This is a genomic window from Paenibacillus ehimensis NBRC 15659, assembly GCF_004000785.1.
GTDB lineage: Bacteria > Bacillota > Bacilli > Paenibacillales > NBRC-103111 > Paenibacillus_G > Paenibacillus_G ehimensis.
The window spans coordinates 1-20,438 of record NZ_BILX01000001.1; the positions used below are offsets into that span (position 1 = coordinate 1).

Annotated in this window: 15 protein-coding genes; 9 read left to right on the forward strand and 6 right to left on the reverse strand. The window is 55.9% G+C overall.

Features of this window, described 5'->3' with window-relative positions; translation table 11 throughout:
* Positions 1-229: 229 nt before the first annotated feature.
* Positions 230-2,281 carry an alkaline phosphatase gene (locus PEH01S_RS00005; protein ID WP_127483503.1) on the reverse strand — a complete coding sequence of 684 codons (2,052 nt, stop codon included), beginning with the start codon at positions 2,279-2,281 and terminating at the stop codon, positions 230-232.
* A gap of 260 nt (positions 2,282-2,541) precedes the next feature.
* Between PEH01S_RS00005 and PEH01S_RS00010 the strand changes: the two genes are divergently transcribed.
* From PEH01S_RS00010 to PEH01S_RS00030, 5 genes are all read left to right on the forward strand, one after another.
* On the forward strand, positions 2,542-3,492 hold the full coding sequence (locus PEH01S_RS00010; RefSeq protein ID WP_036713624.1) for an ABC transporter permease: 951 nt from the start codon (positions 2,542-2,544) through the stop codon (positions 3,490-3,492).
* Between the two features lie 19 nt (positions 3,493-3,511).
* Positions 3,512-4,399, forward strand: coding sequence for a carbohydrate ABC transporter permease (locus PEH01S_RS00015; RefSeq protein WP_025849083.1), 888 nt, complete (start codon positions 3,512-3,514; stop codon positions 4,397-4,399).
* A gap of 47 nt (positions 4,400-4,446) precedes the next feature.
* Positions 4,447-6,129, forward strand: a complete 1,683-nt coding sequence (locus PEH01S_RS00020) for a type 2 periplasmic-binding domain-containing protein (protein WP_127483640.1) — start codon at positions 4,447-4,449, stop codon at positions 6,127-6,129.
* A 112-nt stretch (positions 6,130-6,241) separates the two neighbouring features.
* Positions 6,242-8,137: a cache domain-containing sensor histidine kinase gene (locus PEH01S_RS00025; RefSeq protein ID WP_246062742.1), complete on the forward strand. Its 1,896-nt coding sequence runs from the start codon at positions 6,242-6,244 to the stop codon at positions 8,135-8,137.
* Positions 8,115-9,680 carry a response regulator gene (locus PEH01S_RS00030; protein ID WP_127483505.1) on the forward strand — a complete coding sequence of 522 codons (1,566 nt, stop codon included), beginning with the start codon at positions 8,115-8,117 and terminating at the stop codon, positions 9,678-9,680. The genes PEH01S_RS00025 and PEH01S_RS00030 overlap by 23 nt, the downstream gene beginning before the upstream one ends.
* Positions 9,681-9,777: 97 nt before the next feature.
* Here PEH01S_RS00030 and PEH01S_RS00035 read toward each other — a convergent pair whose 3' ends face one another.
* The gene (locus tag PEH01S_RS00035; RefSeq protein ID WP_127483506.1) at positions 9,778-11,835 is read right to left on the reverse strand and encodes a LuxR C-terminal-related transcriptional regulator; all 2,058 of its coding nucleotides are present in this window, start codon (positions 11,833-11,835) and stop codon (positions 9,778-9,780) included.
* Positions 11,836-11,960: 125 nt separating this feature from the next.
* On the opposite strand from PEH01S_RS00035, the gene ilvB reads away from it, so the two are divergent.
* From ilvB to PEH01S_RS00050, 3 genes are all read left to right on the forward strand, one after another.
* On the forward strand, positions 11,961-13,769 hold the full coding sequence (gene ilvB / locus PEH01S_RS00040) for a biosynthetic-type acetolactate synthase large subunit (RefSeq protein ID WP_218032689.1): 1,809 nt from the start codon (positions 11,961-11,963) through the stop codon (positions 13,767-13,769).
* A gap of 3 nt (positions 13,770-13,772) precedes the next feature.
* Entirely contained in the window at positions 13,773-14,276 is a 504-nt protein-coding gene (gene ilvN / locus PEH01S_RS00045) for an acetolactate synthase small subunit (RefSeq protein ID WP_127483507.1), read from the forward strand.
* A gap of 233 nt (positions 14,277-14,509) precedes the next feature.
* Positions 14,510-15,025: a hypothetical protein gene (locus tag PEH01S_RS00050; protein ID WP_246062743.1), complete on the forward strand. Its 516-nt coding sequence runs from the start codon at positions 14,510-14,512 to the stop codon at positions 15,023-15,025.
* 90 nt (positions 15,026-15,115) lie between these two features.
* On the opposite strand, the gene PEH01S_RS00055 is transcribed toward PEH01S_RS00050, so the two are convergent.
* The 3 genes from PEH01S_RS00055 to PEH01S_RS00065 form a co-directional block, all read right to left on the reverse strand.
* Positions 15,116-15,970: an Rpn family recombination-promoting nuclease/putative transposase gene (locus PEH01S_RS00055; RefSeq protein WP_025850922.1), complete on the reverse strand. Its 855-nt coding sequence runs from the start codon at positions 15,968-15,970 to the stop codon at positions 15,116-15,118.
* A 69-nt stretch (positions 15,971-16,039) separates the two neighbouring features.
* The gene (locus tag PEH01S_RS00060) at positions 16,040-16,513 is read right to left on the reverse strand and encodes a VanZ family protein (protein ID WP_127483509.1); all 474 of its coding nucleotides are present in this window, start codon (positions 16,511-16,513) and stop codon (positions 16,040-16,042) included.
* Positions 16,514-16,520: 7 nt separating this feature from the next.
* Complete coding sequence (locus PEH01S_RS00065) at positions 16,521-17,492, reverse strand: nucleotidyltransferase domain-containing protein (RefSeq protein WP_164827586.1); 972 nt, start codon at positions 17,490-17,492, stop codon at positions 16,521-16,523.
* A gap of 713 nt (positions 17,493-18,205) precedes the next feature.
* Here PEH01S_RS00065 and PEH01S_RS00070 point away from each other — a divergent pair.
* Positions 18,206-19,489, forward strand: coding sequence for an NCS2 family permease (locus PEH01S_RS00070; protein WP_025850918.1), 1,284 nt, complete (start codon positions 18,206-18,208; stop codon positions 19,487-19,489).
* A gap of 4 nt (positions 19,490-19,493) precedes the next feature.
* On the opposite strand, the gene PEH01S_RS00075 is transcribed toward PEH01S_RS00070, so the two are convergent.
* Positions 19,494-20,387, reverse strand: coding sequence for an ATP-grasp domain-containing protein (locus PEH01S_RS00075; protein WP_127483511.1), 894 nt, complete (start codon positions 20,385-20,387; stop codon positions 19,494-19,496).
* Positions 20,388-20,438 lie beyond the last annotated feature (51 nt).

Sequence of the window (20,438 nt, forward strand, 5' to 3'; positions counted from 1 at the left end):
GCCCCGCCAGCCGAAGTCTCCGCCGCCGGGGCGGACGCTGCCGCCGAAACGGAAGAATCAACCGGCCCCCCGGAAGACAGGGGAACCGGTTGATTGCAGCCGGGAACGAGGAGCGCAACGGCGATCAGGCCGACGGCTAAGGCGGTCATGCCTCTTGGTTCAAGCCGCATGGGTAACGCCTCCATTCACTCCGTAATTTCCGCGTATCGTTTGATCTCGCGCGCCTTGCTTACTTCGCGAGCACTTCCAAGATCGAGCTGCCGGACACGAACGTCGTGCCGTTCTCGAATTTATGCTCCAGCGTGACATCTTTGCCGTTCTTCGTCGCTTTGCCGCTGCCCAGATTCAAAACAATCGTGCTGTCGTTGATTTGGATCGTAACTTCTCTTGCCGACGCGTTGAATTTCACCGTACCGCCCATCATATTCACGAAGCTGGCCAGCGGAACCCAGTTTTTGCCGTCCGATTTCGCATCGGATACGTTCAGGCCAAGCGCGTTGGCCATGCCGAAGAACACATCGGTGTTATCCATCGTGCCTTTGAAATATTGCGACCCCGGGCCGTATGCCATCAGCGGCACGTCATCGGCCGTATGCACGCCCACGCTTTCGGTCGTCGGGCTAACGGTTCCCGGCCGGAGGAAACGGTCGCGGTTCGGATCGTCGGGATTCGCCAGCTTCGCCGGGTTGGCGACATAGCGTCCTTCTTTGTTTTTCACCGACGGGGAAGTCGGCACCGGGTCGAATTTGTAATCTTCGTAGTAATCCGGGTAGGAGCCGAACACGACAGCGAGCTTGCGGTCTACGTCCGGATGATCCGGGAATCCGTCGCCGTTGCCGTCGACATACGTCGGGAATTTGGAATCCTCATACGTGCGGAACGCTTCGCGGCCGGATTTGCCGTCGCCTTCCCAGTACGTTCCCGCGACGCTGACGGAGTGCGAGTGGTCCGCGGTGACGACGATCATCGTCTCGCCGTTCTGCTCGGCGAACCGTTTGGCTACGCCGATCGCTTTGTCCATCTCGATCGTATCGTAAGCCGCGCGCTCCCAATCCAGCGGGTGCAATTGCTTGTCGATGCTTGCGCCTTCGACCATCAGGAAGAAGCCTTTATCGTTTTTGCTGAGCACATCCAGCGCTTTTTGCGTCATGTCCCACAGGTTCGGCTGATCCGTGAACGATTTCAGCTCCGCTTTGTTGTTCGTCGAGCGGTCGTAGTAGACGCTCATGTCCGCCGTGTGGAACAGGCCGAGCAGCTTATCGGGCGCATTCGCCGCTTTGAGCTGGGTGGCGTTCTCCGCGATGGTGTAGCCTTTTTGCTGGAACATGTCGAACAGGTTTTTCTCGTCCTTCCGCTTGGAGCCCGGCGTCGATTTCGGGAGGAAGTAAGCCGATCCGCCGCCCAAAATCACTTCCGGCTGCAGCTTATACAGCATTTCGGCGATGTCCGCCTTGTCCGAACGGCGGCGCGTATGGGAGACGACGGCGGCAGGCGTCGCATCTTCGATCTCGGACGTCGAGACGACGCCGACCGACATGCCGCGGGTGCGCTTCAGCATTTCCGCCAGCGTCTCAACCTTCGGATCGTCGAGCGAGCTTTCCGTATTGTCCGGGTAGATGCCCAGGCCGTTCACGGCCGACTTGTGCCCGGTATTGTACGCGCTGGCGCTGTTGGCGGAGTCCGTCACGAGCGCATCCATGCCGGAGGTCGTCACAACGGCGCGCTGGTCGAACTTATCCATTTCGAGCAGGCCGTTGTATTTGCCCTCGGTGATCCCTTTGGACATGATGCGGGACATCGTCACATCCGGAAAAGCCATGCCGTCCCCGACGAACAGGATGACGTTTTTCGCTTTTTTGCCGCCTTGGTCGGCGAGCACGACTTCGTATTTCACGGTTTTCGCCAGGCCGTTGTCGGCTTTGACGGCTACCTCATACGTACCGGGATTGCCGATTTTGACGTCGCGGATCGTAAACTCCTGGCTTTTGTCCGTGCTCGTTTTCACAAAAGGCTTGCCGAAAAATTGCTCGGCGTCCTGCCCGTTCACCGTAATGCTGACGGAGGACGGCAGCGCCGTCAGGTGATTTAATTCCACACGGAAGTCGAAGAGGCTTCCGGCCAAAAATTTCGCTCGGTCGATAGGTGCAATGTAGACGGATGGAGCTTGCGCGGTTTCCGCCGCATAAGCCGCCGGTACGGGCTCGGAGACGAATCCTGTGCCGGTTGCGAGCAGGCTGCCGGTGACCGCGAGGCTGGTTAAGACTTTAAAAGCCTTTTTCATTATAAATAAGCACCTCCACTAGAATTGGACAACTCGATTATAGGGAAGTTGTGTAAAGCGGAATGAATGATTACGTTAAGAAATTATGAAGAATTTGACTTGCTTGTCCCAAAACGAGCGAAACCCGAAAAAAAGCAACCGCAGCTGAAATTTTCCTCCTTACGCCGGAAGCGGCGGACCTCTACAATGAAAGTGATGAAAATGCTTACATTACGAAAGTGCGGGCCGGAGGTGCAGTCGATTTGAATCCCAACACAGATATGCCGATGCGGCGGCAGGAGCCGGAAGCCTTGAGCCGTTCGGCATCTAAGCTGCTTCGCAGGCTCTATGGGCAGCGTCATCTGCAAGTCATGGCGCTGCTTGGCGTCCTATGGATCGTCGTTTTCCACTATGTCCCCATGTACGGCATTGTCATTGCCTTCAAGGATTTCAATATCACGGCGCCGATTTCCGAAGCGCCCTGGGTGGGGCTGGAGCATTTCCAAGCTTTTCTGGAAGACGACAGCTTGGCCGATGTGGTCAAAAATACGATCGGGATGAGCGTGCTCAAGCTGCTCTTCGGATTCCCCCTGCCGATCGTCTTCGCCCTCTTCCTGAACGAGCTGCGATCCGTACGCTACAAGAAGGCGGTACAAACGATCTCTTATTTGCCCCATTTTCTATCTTGGGTCATTCTGGGAGGCATCTTGGCGACCTGGCTGGCCGACGTCGGGATCGTCAACCGGCTGCTCCTGGCCATGAACCTGATCGAGGAGCCGATCAGCTATTTGGCGGAGCCCGGGTATTTCTGGACCATTATCGTCACCTCGGACATATGGAAGGAGCTGGGCTGGTCCGCTATCATTTATTTAGCCGCCATCTCCGGCGTTTCTCCGGAAATGTACGAAGCGGCGACGATGGACGGGGCAGGCCGGTTCCAGAAAATGATTTACGTGACGCTCCCGGCGATCAAAGGCACGATTACCATTCTGTTCATTCTTGCCGTCAGCGGCATTTTGAATTCGAACTTCGACCAGATTCTCGTGCTCAAAAACCAATTGAACGAGAGCGCCAGCAACGTCGTCGACGTGTACGTGTATCAGGTCGGGCTGAAGCAAAGCCGCTTCTCCTATGCAACGGCCGTAGGCTTGCTCAAATCGTTCATTTCGCTCGCTCTTCTGCTCTCGGCAAACTATATCACGAAGCGATTGAACAACACGTCCTTATTCTAGGAAAGGAGAGGATCGCAGAATGGTTTCCATGAACCGCAGAACGCCGCGGGAGGTGATCTTTGACCGGCTGAACGATGTCTTCATGCTCGTGATCTGCTTCGTCACGCTGTACCCGATCTGGTATGTGCTCGTGAATTCCTTAAACGACGGCAACGACGCGATGCGGGGCGGCATTTATTGGTGGCCCCGCGTGTTCAGCTTCGACAGCTATCTGGCCGTATTCGCCAACGACGGCATCATGCTGGCGATGGGCGTGACCGTCGCCAAGACGGTCGTCGGGACGGTCGTTCACGTGCTTTTCACCGCCATGGTAGCGTATGCGTTCTCGCGTAAAGAGCTGATCGGGCGCCGAGCCTATATGATGCTGGGCACGGTCACGTTGTTTTTTAGCGGCGGGCTCATTCCCTCGTACCTGCTCATTCGGGATTTGGGGCTGCTCGACAGCTTCTGGGTTTACATTATTCCGGCCATGTTCAGCTTCTTTGATCTGATCGTCTTCCAGGCGTTCTTCCGGGAGATTCCCGACGGGCTGGAGGAGGCGGCGAAGCTGGACGGGGCGAACGATTTCAAAATTTTCCGCTCGGTCATTCTCCCGGTCTCGATGCCCGTCGTTGCGACGATTGCGCTTTTCCACGGCGTGTACCAGTGGAACGATTACTTTACGGGAATGATCTACATCAATCAAAGCGAGCTTCAACCGATCCAGACGTATCTTTACAGAGTCGTGGCCCAATCCAGCTCCAATCAGATGATGGCCGCCACCTCCGGCAATATCGCGAAGTCCGTGTCCTCCCAGTCGATCAAGCTGGCGACGATGGTCATTACGTCCTTGCCGATCGTGATCATATATCCGTTTTTACAGAAGTATTTTGTGAAAGGCTTCATGATCGGCTCGATCAAGGGCTGATTCCATATCACTATGACGATACAGAAAAGGGGAAAACGCAGATGGGAATGAGTAAAACGCGCAAAACGCTCGCTATGCTGCTTGCCTTGGTCACGGCCGTATCCGTGAGCGCATGTTCCGCAGATCGCGGCAACGAACCGGCCAAAGAGGCGAAAACCGCTTCGACAGACCCGGCGGCTCCAGCCGGAAATCCCGACGAGCCGGGCTGGAAGTCTGATACGAAGCCGATTACGTTCGACTGGTATTTGAACTTCTCCTGGTTTCCGAACAAGTGGGGTGTCGATCCGACCTCCCAATACGTGACGAAGAAAACAGGCGTGAACATCAACTTTATCGTTCCGGCCGGCAACGAAAACGAAAAGCTGAATACGATGATCGCTTCCGGCAAGCTGCCCGATTTCATTACGCTGGGGTGGTACGAGGACGCGGTCAAGAAAATGATCGAAGGGGGCATGGTTCTGCCTTTGGACGAATTGGCGAAGCAATACGACCCGTACTTCTTCAAAGTGGCGGACCCGGCCAAGACCACTTGGTATACGCAGAAGGACGGCCATTTCTACGGGTATCCGAATGCGTCCTCTTCCCCTCAGGATTACATAAAATACGGGGAGAATTTCGTTTCCAACCAGACCTTTCTGGTCCGCAAAGATATGTACGAAGCTCTCGGCAAGCCGGATATGAGAACGCCGGAAGGGTTTCTGAAGGCGCTGCAGGCGGCCAAAGAGAAATTCCCGAGCGTAAACGGTCAGCCGCTCATTCCGCTGGGACTGCACGAGTTTGGAGATACCGGCAACTACTCGCTGTTCGATGCGAACCAGAATTCCTCCATGCTGGCGAACTTTCTGGCCATTCCTTACGAAAAAGACGGTAAACTCTATGACCGGTACACCGACCCTGAATTGGTGAAGTGGCTGAAGACGTTCCGTCAAGCCAACGAGCTCGGCTTGCTGGCCAAAGACATTTTCATCGACAAGCGTCCGCAGATGGAAGAGAAGATCGCCCAGGGCCGATACTTCGCCATGCTGTTTCAACGCTCCGATATGGCCAATCAAAATATTTCGCTGTATCAGAAAGACCCGAACACGGCCTACATTGCCGTCGACGGGCCGGCCAACGCGAAGCAGGACCCGCCGACGTTGGCCGGTCCGGGCATTGCCGGCTGGACGGTGACGCTGATCTCCAAGGATGTGAAAGACAAGGCGAGAGCGGTCAAGTTCCTCAGTTACCTGATCAGCGAAGAAGGGAACAAGGATTTGTTCTTGGGCGAGAAGGGCGTCAGCTACGATACCATTGACGGAAAAGACCAGTTCAAGCCCGAAGTGCTCGACCTGCTGAACAAAGACCGTTCCGCTTTCGACAAGAAGTACGGTGCTTCCCATACGTTCTGGATGCTGATGGATACGAACATGAGCCTCAAATGGGCACCGCCCAGCGTCGATCCGATCAAGCAGCCGGAAGCGTGGACCCGGGGCAAGACGAAAAGCTTCTCGCAATACGATAACATCGTGCCGACGGGCAATTCGGTCGAAGGGATCGCCAACACGAAGATTGCCCAGCTCTGGGGCAAGGCGCTGCCGAAGCTGCTGCTTGCCAAGTCCGATGCGGAATTCGATCAGCTCTTCGACAAGTTCCAGAAGGATCGGCAGGCCGCCGGATGGGAGAAGGTGAGAGCGTACCAGCAAAAAGAATTCGAGGCCAACAGCCAAAAGATTGCGCAATTTGCCAAGTAATTCAAGCGGTTCGGCCCGCGGGCCCGGCTTCCGGGGGCTCCGGGCTTTTTTCTACTTTCCGTATTACAATAAAGGAACACGTTGATAAAGACTGGGTACGGAGATGAAACACATGCGGAGCATGAGGCTTGCTCGACTGACGGACCGCATTTCGATACAGTTCAAGCTGATCGGGGCCTATATTTTCATAATTTTGATCCCTATCATTTTGTTTTCATGGTATATATTTAACGGCTTTTATCATAATACGATTCAAGACACGCTCAAAAAAAATCAATATGCGCTGTTCAGCGAGAAGGCGTATATTTTGAATAATATGGAAATTATGCTGCGCACGGCACAGTTCTACACGGCGGACAAAGAGCTCATGAATTATATGCAAAGCCCGGACGATCTGGAGGTTCCCGAGCTCGTCGATTTCAATGCGAAATCGTTCTCCAATCTGCAAAGGCTCATGTTTAATAACCCTAACATTGCGAATGTCCGCCTGTTTACGGATAATCCGAATACGATGGAAATCTGGCCGATGATTTTCCATGAAAGCCGGATTTCCGCAAGGCCTTGGTACCGAAGCGTGCTGGAGCAGCGAGGCGAATTCCGATGGGAGATTTTGGAGGACGAAAAAGACATCATGAACCGGGCCACGGCGGACAACCGGGCTGCGTCAACCTATGTTTCGCTGCTGAAAGAAATTTATTACCCGAGCGACAAGCATGTCGGCATTCTTGAGGTGGACATGAAAATCGATAAGTTTTTTCAAAAGGTGTTCAGTCCCCTTCAAGACGATCAATCCCGCATGCTGGTTATCGACCGTTCGGGACGAATATTCACCGATAAGGGCAGCGCTTTTTTCAAGGACATCGACTTGGAGCGGCTTCGGCGCGATTGGGCGGAGCGTCCTCATGAGGAGGGGGCCAGCTTTACGTTCACGGTCGGGGATACGCCGTATTTGTGTCTGACGACGCCGATCGACCAGATGGACGCCTACCTGCTCAATGTCGTATCTTTGGAAACGCAAGTGACGCAAATTCGGCATACGCGCAATCTCTTCATTGCCGCAGCGGTCGTCCTCATCGCGCTGTTGTCCGTGATCACTTATTTTTTGCAGTCGCTGATCTTGAAAAAGCTGCACATTTTACGCGATTCGATGAAAAAGGTGCGCCGGGGGGATCTGAATGTGCAGATCGATATCAATGGGGGCGGCGAGGTAGGCGAGCTTGCGCATCATTTCCGGCAGATGATGAAGAAAATGAACGAGCTGATCGTGGAAGCGGTGAATAAACAAGCGGCGACGAAGGAGGCGGAGCTGCATGCTCTTAAAAATCAGATCGACGCCCATTTTCTCTACAATACGCTGGAGAATCTGAAGATGCTGGCCGAAGTGGAGGCGCAGTACACTATCTCGGACGCATTGACCTCTCTCGGGTCGCTGATGCGCTACAGCCTGAAGTGGTCGAGCGAGTACGTGCCGCTTCGGGATGAACTGCAGCACATCCGCAATTACGTCGCCATTATGAATATGCGCTATGACGATAAGCTCGACCTGCAGCTTGATATTCCCGAAGGATACCGGGAGCAGGAGATGCTGAAGATGTCGCTGCAGCCCCTTGTGGAAAATGCGGTGAAGCACGGCATGCGGACGGAACGCACGCGGCGGGAGGGGATGTCGATTCGGATTCGCGCTTGGAGAGAGGAGGAATCGACGTGCATTGAGGTGACGGACAATGGGGCCGGCATGCCGGAGGAGAAGCTGGCCGAGCTGCGCGAGAAGCTGGTTATGGACGACATTCGATTCCAGGCTCAATATGGACACGGGCGATCCGGGGAGCAGGAGGGCAGAGGGATCGGCTTGCGCAATGTGATGCAAAGGATCGCCATGCACTACGGCAGCGAGTACGGACTGACCGTGGATAGCGAGGAGGGAGCTTACACCCGGGTGACGATAAAGCTGCCCTATTTGATCTTATCGGGAGGGTTGTCTGCGGATGAGAAAAGTGCTTATCGTTGACGATGAGAAAAATATCAGGCTCGGTCTGAGAGCGATGATCGACCGCTTGTTCCCGGACGCTTATACGTTCGATTTTGCCGAAGAGGGAACGGAGGCGATGGAGCTCTTGAACCGGGTGCCCATGGACGTCGTGATTACCGACATCCGGATGCCGGTGATGGACGGGATTGCGCTGATTCAGCGGATTCAGGAGCTGGAGCGGAGGCCGGCCGTCGTGATTTTGAGCGGCCACGATGACTTTCAATACGCGAAAGAAGCGATCCGCTGCGATGTGTCGGAATATTTGCTCAAGCCGATCGTCCGTGACGAGCTGGCCCGTACGATGCTGAAGCTGGAGAAAGAGCTGAAGCAGAGGGAACGCATCGACGAACAATTGACAAGCTCGATGCGGCAGCAGGAAGCCTACCGGGAAAGTCAGCTAAGCTATTTGCTGCGCCATCCGCATCCGGAGGAGCCGGGGCTGCCGGAGCGGCTGAAGGGATGCGGTCTGGAGTGGCTGGAGGAGGGCTTTCAGCTTGGGGTGCTGCAATATCGCGGTTCCGTCCAAGGGATGGGGCCGTCCGAATTTCTGGGGCGCATCCAAGCCGAGCTTGAAAACGCTCCCGAGCCGGCCGGACAACAGCGTGCGCACGTATGGGATAAGGAGAATCAGCTTGTGCTGATCGCCCGGGGCCGCGAGCTCTTTCAGTTTTTGGCCGGACGCATCGCGGAAACGGGTTATTTCGCCTTCAGCATGGGAGTGAGCGGCTATACCCAAGGCGTGACACGCTTACGGGCGGCTCATCAAGAAGCGGAGCAGGCGCTGAAATATACGTTTCTTCAATCTGCGCCGGGGGTCGTCTCCTACGAGCGCATCGCCGGGAAGAGCAAGGACTTTACGATCCCTGCGGACAAGATCAGAAAGCTGGCCAATATGCTGGGAGCCGGCAGGGAAAAGGAAATGACGTCGCTGCTCATGGAAATTCTCGATATCCGGACGGTAGCGCGATACGATATTGCGTATTTGGAAGGCGTCAGCCGCGCATTCAACGAGCTGGTTTTTGACAGAGTGTTTCACCTTTACGGGGGCGAATCGGTCGAGATTCTCCGGTTGTTTAAGAAGGTCGGAGACCTTTGGAATTTTTATTATTTTCATGATTATTACCACAGCGTGGAGGGGCTGCTGCATCGGCTGGACGACTATGTGCGCAGCATGAAGACGTTCTATATCGATCACAAAGAAATGAAGCAGGCCGTGCAGTATATCCGGGATAATTTCCATAAAGATTTGAACATGGCCGTCGTTTCCAATCATGTGTCCTTGAACTATTCCTATTTCAGCCAAGCCTTTAAGGAATATACCGGCGAGAGCTTTGTAAGCTATTTGAAAAAGCTGCGCATTGACAAAGCCAAGGAGCTGCTTGTCACGACCGGACTCAAAGTGTACGAGATCAGCGGGATGACCGGGTTCGAGAATACGAAGCATTTCAGCCGCGTGTTCAAGGAAATGGAGGGGATCAGCCCGCAGGAATACCGGGAGCTGCATGAAGTGCTGAAGCGGTAGCGGCTTCTGCTGTACGAAACGTCCGGCTTTCCGTAGCAGGCAGGACTGGCACCGCAAGCGGGAATGGCCGTGATTCGGAAGGGGCTGTCCCCAAAGGCTACCCGTTGCGGCTGTCCCATATTTTCGCGGCCAATTGCGTCCGGTTTTTGAGTCCGGTCTTTTGCAGCATCGCATTGACGTGCTTCTTCACGGCGACCTCGCTGATGTACAGAGCGGCTGCGATTTGCGCGTTCGTATCGCCGCGCACGAGCAGGTCGGCGACTTCGCGCTCTCTGGGCGTGAAGTCGAAGGCTTCCCCTCCCGCCGGCCCGGGCGGAGATGGATTGGTTTTCCCTGCGCTGCGGATCAGTCTGTCCAGAAACGCAGGCAGCTTCTCCTTACGCGTGTCCACCCGGTACGTAGGTGTCGGGGTCTTGCCGTCGTAGCCGCGGTGCTCTGCGCCGGGGACCGTCTCGAAGCCGAGGCTGCGGTAAGCCAGCTCGAAGTATTCGAGCGGGGGCGGGGAGGTAAGCAGCACCTGGCCGGCCATCATGGATTCGAACAGCAGGTGGATAATGTCCGAACGCAGCTCTTCTTTTTCCAGATTTTCCACATCGATTGTATACAGAAAGGTGGCGTCCGCTTGCTCCGGCGGCGTGCGGTACCGTGCCCGTTCGCCCGGCGGCAAGCTGGCGAAATACGCGCCGGATATCGGCGACTGCGCGAGAAAATCGAGCGTACGCTCGTGAATCGGCACGGCGGCCGTCAAGCCGGCGACGCGGCCCTCGGGACTGCGGAGCAGGCGCAGCTCGCAGCCAAGCTGCAGCATCCGGGGCAGATCGAGCCCCGTCAGACGGTACAGCGTCTGCTCTGCCGTCATCGTGAAGCGGAACACCGTGTCCGATTCCGGGTCTGAGCAGGCGATTCTCCAGCTGCGGGCTTCCCGTTTGCGCCGGTCGATATAATTTTCCGCATCGTTCAGGTTGTGCGCATCAATCGTTTCCAGATAGTTCCCCGACCCCGGGGCATGGCGAAAATGCGCCCGCAGCACCGGATTGTCCGTATGGGGAATCATCTCGGCGATCTCCCACGACACGTCCTGCTTGACGGCAATAGCTTGGACAATCCGCGAATAATACGTTTCGACCAGTTTTTTGCCGTACTGCCCGAAGGTTTGCGGCATCCGTTCCCGGAAGGTGCGCCGGGTCGTTTCCCGGACCAAATCGTGCATTTGCCAGCCGCCGGTGCAGCGCCGTACGAACGACAGACGGATCAGCCGGTCGAACAGCGAATAGGGAATGTCCCGTTCCTCCAGCAGCGAGAGCAGCTCCTGGTTAAACGTCCGCGGGACGGCGGCGGTCAGGATCAGCCTGCGGAGCTCGTCGTCCGGCGCTTCCCGCAGCCACTGGCGCAGAAGGTCTTCCAGCGGGTCTCCCGCATTTAGAGGGAGGAAGCCGACGGGGCTTCTGCTTTCGCGGGCTATCGGGCCGAGAAGCGACAGCGAGAGCGGGTGCCCGAACGTCCGCATCCACACCGCTTCCCGAAGCTTTTCGTTGCCGATGCCGTTTTGCAGCAGCCAAGCTTGCGTTTCTTCATAGCTGAGTTCGGACAAGGGAAGCGGCACGATCAGCTTCTGCCAAGCGGAAGACAGCTGCCAAGACCCCGCCAATGGAAACCGCCCTGCGATCACGAGAAGAATATTCGAATGAAGCTTCGGAATGAACGTCTCGCGAAACCACCGGTCGAGACTGCCCGCCTCCTCGTAGTGATCGATGCCAAGCACGATGCGCGTCTCCTCCGCCTTTTGCCGGATGCTATCCAAGCACTGCTCCGCCAGCGCGGGCTCCTCCGGGTTAAACGACGCTCCCAGCTCAAGCAGAAGGTGTCCGCAGACGGCGGCCGGATTGTTCAAATAATCCCGCATATCGATCCCCAAATAACAAGCCCCATGGTCCGCCGCGCTTCGCCGGAACCGCTCCAGCAGCTGTGTTTTGCCCATCCCTCCGGTGCCGTAGACGTTAATGATCCGTTCCTGACGGCTTGTCAGCTGCGTCACGTATTGCTCGAACACCCCAAGCTCGAACGCCCTGCCGACAAAATCGTCCGCGTGCCAGCGCTCCAGCCGTTCCCCTATCGTTTGAAAAGCAGAAGCCTGCTCCGTTCGTTTCGTGTCCAACGCGTCTTCACCTGCCGTCCGTATTTTTATCACAAAGTATACTATTAGTGTCAACCAATGGGTAGTACCTGCTTCTACGACCCCGTGATAAAGTAACGGTAATCTCACGAGACGGAGGCAGGACGATGAACAGATTGGATACGGAAGCGCGCCGCTTGAGCGGCTTTGGAGCCGGGGAAGGCCCGGAATGTTACAGCGGAAAGGGGGATCCCGCCGAACGGGAGGCGCTTCGCGCCAAGCTGCTTGCCTCGGACCGGGTCAGCGGCTCGGAGATTTTGCTGCGCACTTTGCTGCTTGAAGGGGTGGAGTGCGTGTTCGGCTACCCCGGGGGCGCGGTGCTGTACATTTATGACGCGATGCACGGGAATCCGCATTTCCGCCATATTCTGACCCGGCACGAGCAGGGGGCCATCCACGCCGCCGACGGATACGCCCGGGCAACCGGCAAAATCGGGGTTTGCCTGGCGACGTCGGGACCGGGAGCGACCAATCTGGTTACGGGCATCGCGACGGCGCATATGGATTCGATCCCGCTGGTCGTGATCACCGGCAATGTGGCGACTTCGCTGATCGGCACGGACGCCTTTCAGGAAGCCGACATCGTCGGCATCACCCAGCCGATTACGAAGCACAGCTATTTCGTCCGCAAGGTGGAGGAGCTGGCTTCCGTTCTTCGGGAAGCGTTCCACATCGCCGGAACGGGCCGCAAAGGTCCCGTGCTGGTGGACATTCCGAAGGACGTTTCGGCGGCCGTTACCGCTTTCCGCTACCCGGAGACGGTGTCCGTGCGGGGATATCGTCCGGTACCCGAGGTCCAAGCAAGCGAGGTGCAGGAGCTGCTGCTGGCGATCGAAGCGGCGGAGCGGCCGCTGATTCTCGCCGGGGGCGGGGCGGTGCAGGCGGACGCAGCGGAGGAGCTGACGGTGTTCGCCGGCCGGTTGAACGTCCCGGTGACGACGACGCTGCTCGGGCTGGGCGCTTTTCCAAGCGGGCATGAGCTGTGGCTCGGCATGCCGGGTATGCACGGAACGTATGCGGCGAATCAGGCGCTGCTTCACTGCGACTTCCTGCTCTCGGTCGGCGCGCGGTTCGACGACCGCGTCACGATGCGTCTTGACGGCTTCGCGCCTCAGGCCACGATCGCGCACATCGATATCGACGCCGCGGAGATCGGCAAATTGGTGCCGACCGCGCTGCCCATTACCGGCGACGCCAGGCAGGTTCTGCAAGCCGCGAACGCCTTGTCCTCGGGCCTCCGGCCGAAGGAAGGAGCGTGGCTGGAGCAAGTGAAGCGGTGGAAAGCGGACTACCCGTTGACCTATCGGGATTCCGAGACGGAGCTGAAGCCGCAGTACGTTCTGGAGATGATCTCGCGAACGACGGACGGCGAAGCGATCGTGACGACGGATGTCGGGCAGCATCAGATGTGGACGGCGCAATTTTACAAATTCAAGCATCCCCGTTCCCTGCTCACCTCCGGCGGCTTGGGCACGATGGGCTTTGGCTTTCCGTCAGCCATCGGGGCGCAGGTGGGGCATCCCGGCCGGTTGGTCGTTTCGGTCAACGGGGACGGGGGCATGCAGATGTGCGCGCAGGAGCTGGCGATTTGCGCCATTCATCAAATTCCCGTGAAGATTGTCGTCATTAACAACCGGACACTGGGCATGATCAAGCAGTGGCAGGAGCTGATCTACGACGGCCGGTACAGCCATATCGATCTGTCGGGGAGCCCGGATTTCGTCAAATTAGCCGAAGCTTACGGGGTCAAAGGGCTCCGGGCAACCGACAAGCGGGAGGCGGAACAGGCGTGGCAGGAAGCGCTGGATACGCCGGGGCCGGTGCTGATTGATTTTCAAGTGTCCAAGGACGAGCTGGCGTTTCCGATGATTCCGCAAGGGCAGACATTAAGCGATATGATATTGGAGGCGGAGTAGGGCATGCAAAAGCACACGCTTTCCATCCTCGTCAACAATCATCCCGGGGTGCTGCAGCGCATTTGCGGGCTGTTTGGGCGCCGTGGCTACAACATCGACAGCATCTCCGTCGGCACGGCCGAAGAGGAAGGGCTGTCGCGGGTCGTCATTACGCTGAAGGGGAGCGACACGACGCTGGAGCAGATCGGCCGCCAATTGGATAAGCTCATCGATGTGATCGGCGTCGTCCATGTCAGCCGCTATCCGATGGTTTCGCGGGAGCTGATGTTAGTGAAGCTGCGTGTGGAGCCTGCCACCCGGCCGGAAATTTTCGGCATCGTCGAGACGTTCCGGTGCTCGGTCATTGACATCGGCACGAACTCGGTCGTCGTTCAGGTCGTCGGAGATACGGACAAAAACAACGCGTTCCTGCACGTCCTGAAGCCGTACGGCATTCTGGAGCTGACCCGTACGGGGGAGACGGCCATGAACCGCGGCGAAGGCCAAGCGGGTATCGCTTCCTTTTAACGAAAGTTCCCCTTTTCTTTCCAGCTTAGCTTGAGGGATAATGGATCTTAGCAAAGGGCTGTTCGTGAAAGCTGCCTCGCCGCTATCCGTCGAGCAGCCGTTCCAATACCCGCGAAACGGGCAAGCATGAACGCTTGACAGGACCCTTTTGTACAACACGATCAAGAGATGGAGAGAAGTTTATGGAGAAAGCGGGTCGGCTAGCAACACTTATCAAGATTTATACTGATAAAATGGAGCATTCTGCAGATTACAACGAGGCGGATAAGCTGCGTTACGAGCTGGGAGATCGAGTGGGCGAATTGGACCCAGCGGAAGTTCAGGAAGAAACCATTGCCTACATTTCGGAAAATCTTGTCACAAAAGCATGGGTGCATGCTCACTATTGGATCGGGTCGGTGCTGAATCATCCGAATCCCGCTTATATCGAGTATTTGCTGCAAATCTTGGACGAAGAGGATGCCAACGCTCCCCATTATTGGGCATTGGATGCCATCGAATATATGCCTGAAGAGATGACGGAGTTAGCCATACCGGGGCTGAAACAACGTATAGAACCGATGAATCCGTCTTGGTGCTATGCGGTGATCGAGAAATATTTTGAAACGATTGTATGGAACGACGAGGACGCGGAAGGGTTTATTTCGCCATTAGTAGATTCGCCGAACGAAATGGTGGCGTTTCGGGCGAAATATTGGATGGAAACGTTCGAAGTCGAGAGGGAAGAGGACGCGGAGGATGAAGATTAAACGGGCTTTGGGAGGCAGCGGGGATCAAGAAAAAACACGTCCTTTTGGACGTGTTTTCCTGAACGACAGATGAAATTGTAGCAAAGGCAATTAGTGAAGCTGCTCTTTCAATTTTTTGACTTCGCTTTCGGGCAAGCCCGTCGCTTTGGCGATTTGGGCCACGTCCATGCCCATTTCCAGCAAGTTTTTGGCAACTTCAATTTCTTTTTCCCGTTTTCCTTGCCGCTTTCCTTCTTCTTTGGCTCCATCGATCATGGACGCTTCGTCGTGCAGCGCTTTTTGCCGCATTTCATACAACCGCCGGGCTTCTTCGTTCTGGCTCAGAAACTCCAGCGTATCCATCGCTTTTTGCAATGTCGGTTCGTTCATGGCGATGACCTCCCATAGTTCTTGTTTTTCTACGCCTTTCAGGAACAACAGCCATTTCACCAGCTTATCCGATAAGCTGGCTCTTTGCGTCTGCAGCTTGGGCAGCTCCATAAAATGGATCTCGATATCATCGGTAAGCCGCAACCCGGTATGGTGTTCCCGCAAATGAAAAAGATTATAGTAACGATCATTCGGGATAAAGTTAAAATTTAAGATATTGATGGTGATCGTCTTTTTCAAATCTTTATATTTTTGCCCTTCTTCAAGCTGGCTGGAATACATTTTGCTCCAGTAATACAACGTCCGTTTCTCAATATCGTAGCGGTTGAACAGTTGAATTTCGATGTTCACTTGCTTTCCGTCCGCCGTGCGGGCATGCAGATCAAGAATCGATTGCTTGTCATGCAGCGCATTTTTATCAATATACGGGTTGAGGATCTGAATGTCCGTGATCGGAGAAGGCTCGCTTTCTCTCAGGGTTACATTCAAAAAATCTAACAAAACGTCTTTATTTTCTTCGACGCCAAAAATGCGTTTGAAAACGAAATCGACTTTAGGATCGAGTCTGTCGGTCATTCTCTCAACTCCATTTCCCTGCCTCATTATTATACCACGACGGATAACGTTCAGACATAAGGATTGCTTTCACATCATAGAAATACCGGACGAGCCTTTGTGGCGCTTCCTGCCGAAGACAACCCTGTACAGCACATATCCGAGAGAAGCGCCCGCGTAGTTAAGAATGATGTCGTCGATATCGCCGGTACCGACACGCAGCACCGTCTGCAGCAGCTCGACAACGACCAGCGGAACGACGAAGCCGAGCGAAAAGCCAGGAAACGTGCGACAGCCCCGGAACAAGAGCGGCAGCAGCATTCCGAAAGGAACGAACATTCCGATATTTCCGCCCAGATTGATGAACACAATGGAAAAGTTAAAGGAGTCAAAGTAAATAAAATAATGGCCGATCGTGCGAAAAGGATGCAGGTTGTAACGGAGCTCGTCCGCATGAACGGACCGTCCGAATCCGACAAACATCATGTACAGCATGCAGGACGTATACAAGAGGAATGCGGCGGCGGTCCATAGATTGCGGGGGCCTCTCTTTTTTCTCCGCATGGTATCGTTACCGCACCCGGCCTTCTTCGCAAAGAGCGATCAAGTGCTCCGCTTGTTTCAGCAAGGTGTGCATCTGCTCCTTAGAATACGTGCGGAAGCCGAGCGTGATAAGATGCGCCTGCATCGCTTCCGGCAGCTCCCGGACATGCTGTTCGAACGTCCGGCCATCCGTCGCGGCAAGATAGCACCAGAAAGCTTCGGCATAAAGCTGCCAAGCGAGATTATCCGGGTCGCCCGTTTCACGGTAACGCGCCGCTTTGCGGGCCGCGAGCTCGTCTTGAACGGATTGCAGCGCAAAGGCATCCGCATCGCTGCTCCGCTCGCGCAAGTAAGCGCGGTACGCCTGAAGTGACGCAAGCAGTTTGTCGGGCTCGATATTGCCTGCACCGAACCGAATCTCCCGATAGGCCGGGTACAAGTCCAGCTGTCTCATGATCGGCAGCAATCCTCCGGTCGACATCGCGCCATGGACAAAATAGGCGTAGGCTTGTGCCGCATCCGCCCAAACGGCATCGGCAGCGAAGCTGGCCGTCAACGGTTCTTCAGCGTCCAGACATTCCTGAAGCCAAGCCTGATGTTCCGCTATTGCGGCCTTGGCCTGGGACAACATCTTATCCCGGCCTTGCGGCGATTGAAAATATGCCGAAGCATCGGCGATCAAAGCTTGCAGCAGTCCCGAAGGGTCCGAAACGATGCGGGCTTCCTCCAGAAAGCGGAAATCCCACGGGGAACCGATAATTTGCTCCATCTGCGGCAGCGGGTGGACATGAAGCTGAATGACGTGCTCCTGAAATAGCACATTGGCGCTGTAATGCGGCTGTTCTTGGTTCGACGTATAGACATTTAAGTCTAAGTCACTGAACCGATCTGCTTCGCCGCGTCCCACAGAGCCGCCCGCCAAAATGCCAACCTGCTGCGAGATTGGCTGCTGCTGCGCATATTGCTGAGCAAGGTCGACATAAAACGAAGTATAATTCAATGACATGACCTCCCGAAAAATAAAAGTAGTGGCTTCTAATACAGACGGTTCGTTTTAACAAGAAGTTCCAGTTTGTTGCTTAAATCCATTCATCGGGTCCGACTATGTGCGAGAGATTGCTTCTAAGGGCGATTCGCAGCTCGTAAGCATGATAAACCGGCAGTCTTTCGTTCTTGTCCGCATCGTAAACATTTCCGCAGCTGCGACATTGTTTCAGTACAATGTGCCTGTTTTTTTCAACATAATAATACATAGCCCCTTGACATAACTCGCAGCACTCTTCCCAATCTTTATTGAATAACAGCAGCTCTTCCAAGAGCCGGAATAACCGCGAATAAAACGGTTTGATGTCCTTTTCTTGACTCCAAGCTTCCTTTAAACGAGTAAATTGGGGGATAGCGCTCTCATACATCTTTTTAGTTATCGCCAGGTCCTCTGTAGGGATATGGTGAACGATATGGGATAGTTCAGCCGTTTTCTCGGGATAGATGTTCTTGGAATATTTTTCGATATCATGCCAAATAGTCCGTAGGCTCTGCAGGATCTATCCTCCCCGCCTCCCGCAAAAAAGATCTGTCATAAGATTACGACGAACAGGTTAACAATAAAGCAAGAGTTTCCATTCCTGGTTGCGTAGACATGTCTTACCAAATGCATTGAAGCTGTGGAACTATGGACAAAGGGCGCGCGTTGTCGCTCGGGAGGGATGCCGCATGCTAACCAAAAGATTTCTTCTACAGCAGCACGGTACGACCGTCCGTACGGAAATGACCGCGGGCGTCGTTTCGTTTGTTACCGCTGTTTATATTGTGGCCGTCAACGCATCGATCCTGGCGGATGCAGGCATTCCGTACGAGGCAGGGGTGATCGCGACGGCGCTTGCGGCATGCATCGGGTCGTGGCTCGTCGGTTTCTGGGCGAACAGTCCGCTGGTGATCGTGCCGGGAATGGGCATTAACGCGCTGTTCTCGTACACTATTGTCCAAGGGATGCGGCTGCCTTGGCCGGAGGCGCTGGCGGCTGTTTTCGTATCCGGCTTGATCGTCTCGGCGCTTGCCTTTACGCCTTTGGTCAAGCGGCTTGCCGCCACGATCCCCGACTCGCTCAAGCATGCGATCGGTGCGGGCGTCGGCTTATTTTTGGCATTCATCGGACTGCAAAAAGGAGGCATCGTCGTCCCCGGCAGTTCGTCGATCGTAGCACTCGGCGATTTCGGCAATGCGCACACGCTGCTGACCCTTGCCACGCTGGCCGTGACCTTGGCTTTGTATGTACGCGGCGTCCCGGGAAACCTGCTGATCGGGATCGCGGCCGGAACCGGCTTGGCGGCCATGACCGGACAGCTTGATTGGGACGGCGCAGGAACGGGATTTTCACTGGCGGCTTACGGCTCCGTGTTCGGGGCGATGTCCTTCTCCGGGCTGCCGTCCGTCGTGTTCTGGACCGCGGTGTTCTCGTTCGCGCTCGTCGTGCTGTTCGAGAACATCGGGCTTATCGACGCCCAGCTTCGGCTCATCGGGCAGCCGGAGAAGGCAGCCCGAAGCCTTCAGGCGGGAGCCGTCTCCGTGGCCGCTTCCGGCGTTCTGGGCACAAGCCCGACGGTCACGGCGGTAGAGAGCGCCGCAGGCATCTCTTCCGGCGGCCGGACCGGCTTAACGGCCGTAACGGCCGGAGCGCTCTTCGCCTGCGCGGTGCCGCTCGGACCCTTCATGCGGCTGATTCCCGATTCAGCCATCGCGCCGGTGCTGATTGTGATCGGCGGGCTGATGCTCCAAGGCGTGAAGGATATTCCGTTCGACGATTTGTCCGAATGGCTGCCGGCTTTTCTAATCGTCGCCGGGATTCCGCTCACCTCCAGCATCGTGGACGGCATGGGGCTCGGCTTCGTCGCCTTTCCGATCCTGAAGCTTGCGGCGGGCAAAAGGCGGGACATTTCCCCGGTGTTCGCCGTGATCGCCGCTTTATTCGTCTTGAACTTCGCCCTGCCGTTTATCTGACCTCTCAGTCCAGAAACGACCGGTAAAAAGCCTCGACATCCGTCATATCCTGAAGACCGGATACTTGGCCGTCGCCGACCTCGATGATCAGCCATTCGCCCGCGGTGGTCTTCGCAATGTCCATGGTGAAAAAGCTGCTGCGAATCCGCTGCGCGATCGCAATAAACACGCTTAGGTCCGGCCGTTCCCCGTCGTAGGCTGCTTCCTCCCAATAATTGTGCGCCGCGATCAGCCGGTGCCGGTAGAAGAAAAGACGGTATTCCTTCGATAGAGGCATACCGCTTTTTCCGTGCACCCCCAGTTGTTCGAGCTCGACGTAATCGCGGAACACGATGCCGCCGTTCAGCCCGTCGCCCTGCCGCTCGATGAAGGTCCGCAGCACCTTTTCCACCTGCTGCCGGTCGGATGCATTGGGAATATAGCAGGCTTCCTCCCATTCGTGCTTTCGCGATTTGACGTAATCCTTCAGCAGAAGCGGCCGGCTGCCGAACGAAGCCAGCATTTCATGGACGCGGTTGATGTCCGAGTGGACCGCAGCAATGTCCAGCCAACGGCTCTCGGGGGTATGCTCCTTAATGAAGTCATAGCTATGTGGAAAATGGTGGCAGAGCACGTACTGTTCCGGCGTGTTGATCAGATGGATGTTTTTTTGCTGCAAGGCCGTATACAGCTGCTCGTAATGCGCAGGCTTCATCATCCATCCGCGGTAAACCGCAGGCTCTGCCGTGTCCGCTTCCCGGACTCTGCGGACTGCGCGTGCCGCCTGCCCGTCCAGCAAGTCTTCGAGCGAGATCAGCTCGACGGGGAGCCCCAGCCCTGCGGCCGTGCGGTACTCAAGCTCGTAGTCGGCATCCGCCATGTTCGGATCCAGAGGATCGCTGCAAAATACAATGTTCACGCTTACTCTCTCCTTCGGCAAATCCGGCTTTGGAACGGGCGGCTCCCGCAG

What these genes read in the sequence shown, in the direction of transcription:
- PEH01S_RS00005 (WP_127483503.1), bottom strand. Translation starts at nt 2,281, where the DNA reads ATGAAAAAGGCTTTTAAAGTCTTAACCAGCCTCGCGGTCACCGGCAGC.
- PEH01S_RS00010 (WP_036713624.1), top strand. Translation starts at nt 2,542, where the DNA reads ATGCCGATGCGGCGGCAGGAGCCGGAAGCCTTGAGCCGTTCGGCATCT.
- PEH01S_RS00015 (WP_025849083.1), top strand. Translation starts at nt 3,512, where the DNA reads ATGGTTTCCATGAACCGCAGAACGCCGCGGGAGGTGATCTTTGACCGG.
- PEH01S_RS00020 (WP_127483640.1), top strand. Translation starts at nt 4,447, where the DNA reads ATGAGTAAAACGCGCAAAACGCTCGCTATGCTGCTTGCCTTGGTCACG.
- PEH01S_RS00025 (WP_246062742.1), top strand. Translation starts at nt 6,242, where the DNA reads ATGCGGAGCATGAGGCTTGCTCGACTGACGGACCGCATTTCGATACAG.
- PEH01S_RS00030 (WP_127483505.1), top strand. Translation starts at nt 8,115, where the DNA reads ATGAGAAAAGTGCTTATCGTTGACGATGAGAAAAATATCAGGCTCGGT.
- ilvB (WP_218032689.1), top strand. Translation starts at nt 11,961, where the DNA reads ATGAACAGATTGGATACGGAAGCGCGCCGCTTGAGCGGCTTTGGAGCC.
- ilvN (WP_127483507.1), top strand. Translation starts at nt 13,773, where the DNA reads ATGCAAAAGCACACGCTTTCCATCCTCGTCAACAATCATCCCGGGGTG.
- PEH01S_RS00050 (WP_246062743.1), top strand. Translation starts at nt 14,510, where the DNA reads ATGGAGCATTCTGCAGATTACAACGAGGCGGATAAGCTGCGTTACGAG.
- PEH01S_RS00055 (WP_025850922.1), bottom strand. Translation starts at nt 15,970, where the DNA reads ATGACCGACAGACTCGATCCTAAAGTCGATTTCGTTTTCAAACGCATT.
- PEH01S_RS00060 (WP_127483509.1), bottom strand. Translation starts at nt 16,513, where the DNA reads ATGCGGAGAAAAAAGAGAGGCCCCCGCAATCTATGGACCGCCGCCGCA.
- PEH01S_RS00070 (WP_025850918.1), top strand. Translation starts at nt 18,206, where the DNA reads ATGCTAACCAAAAGATTTCTTCTACAGCAGCACGGTACGACCGTCCGT.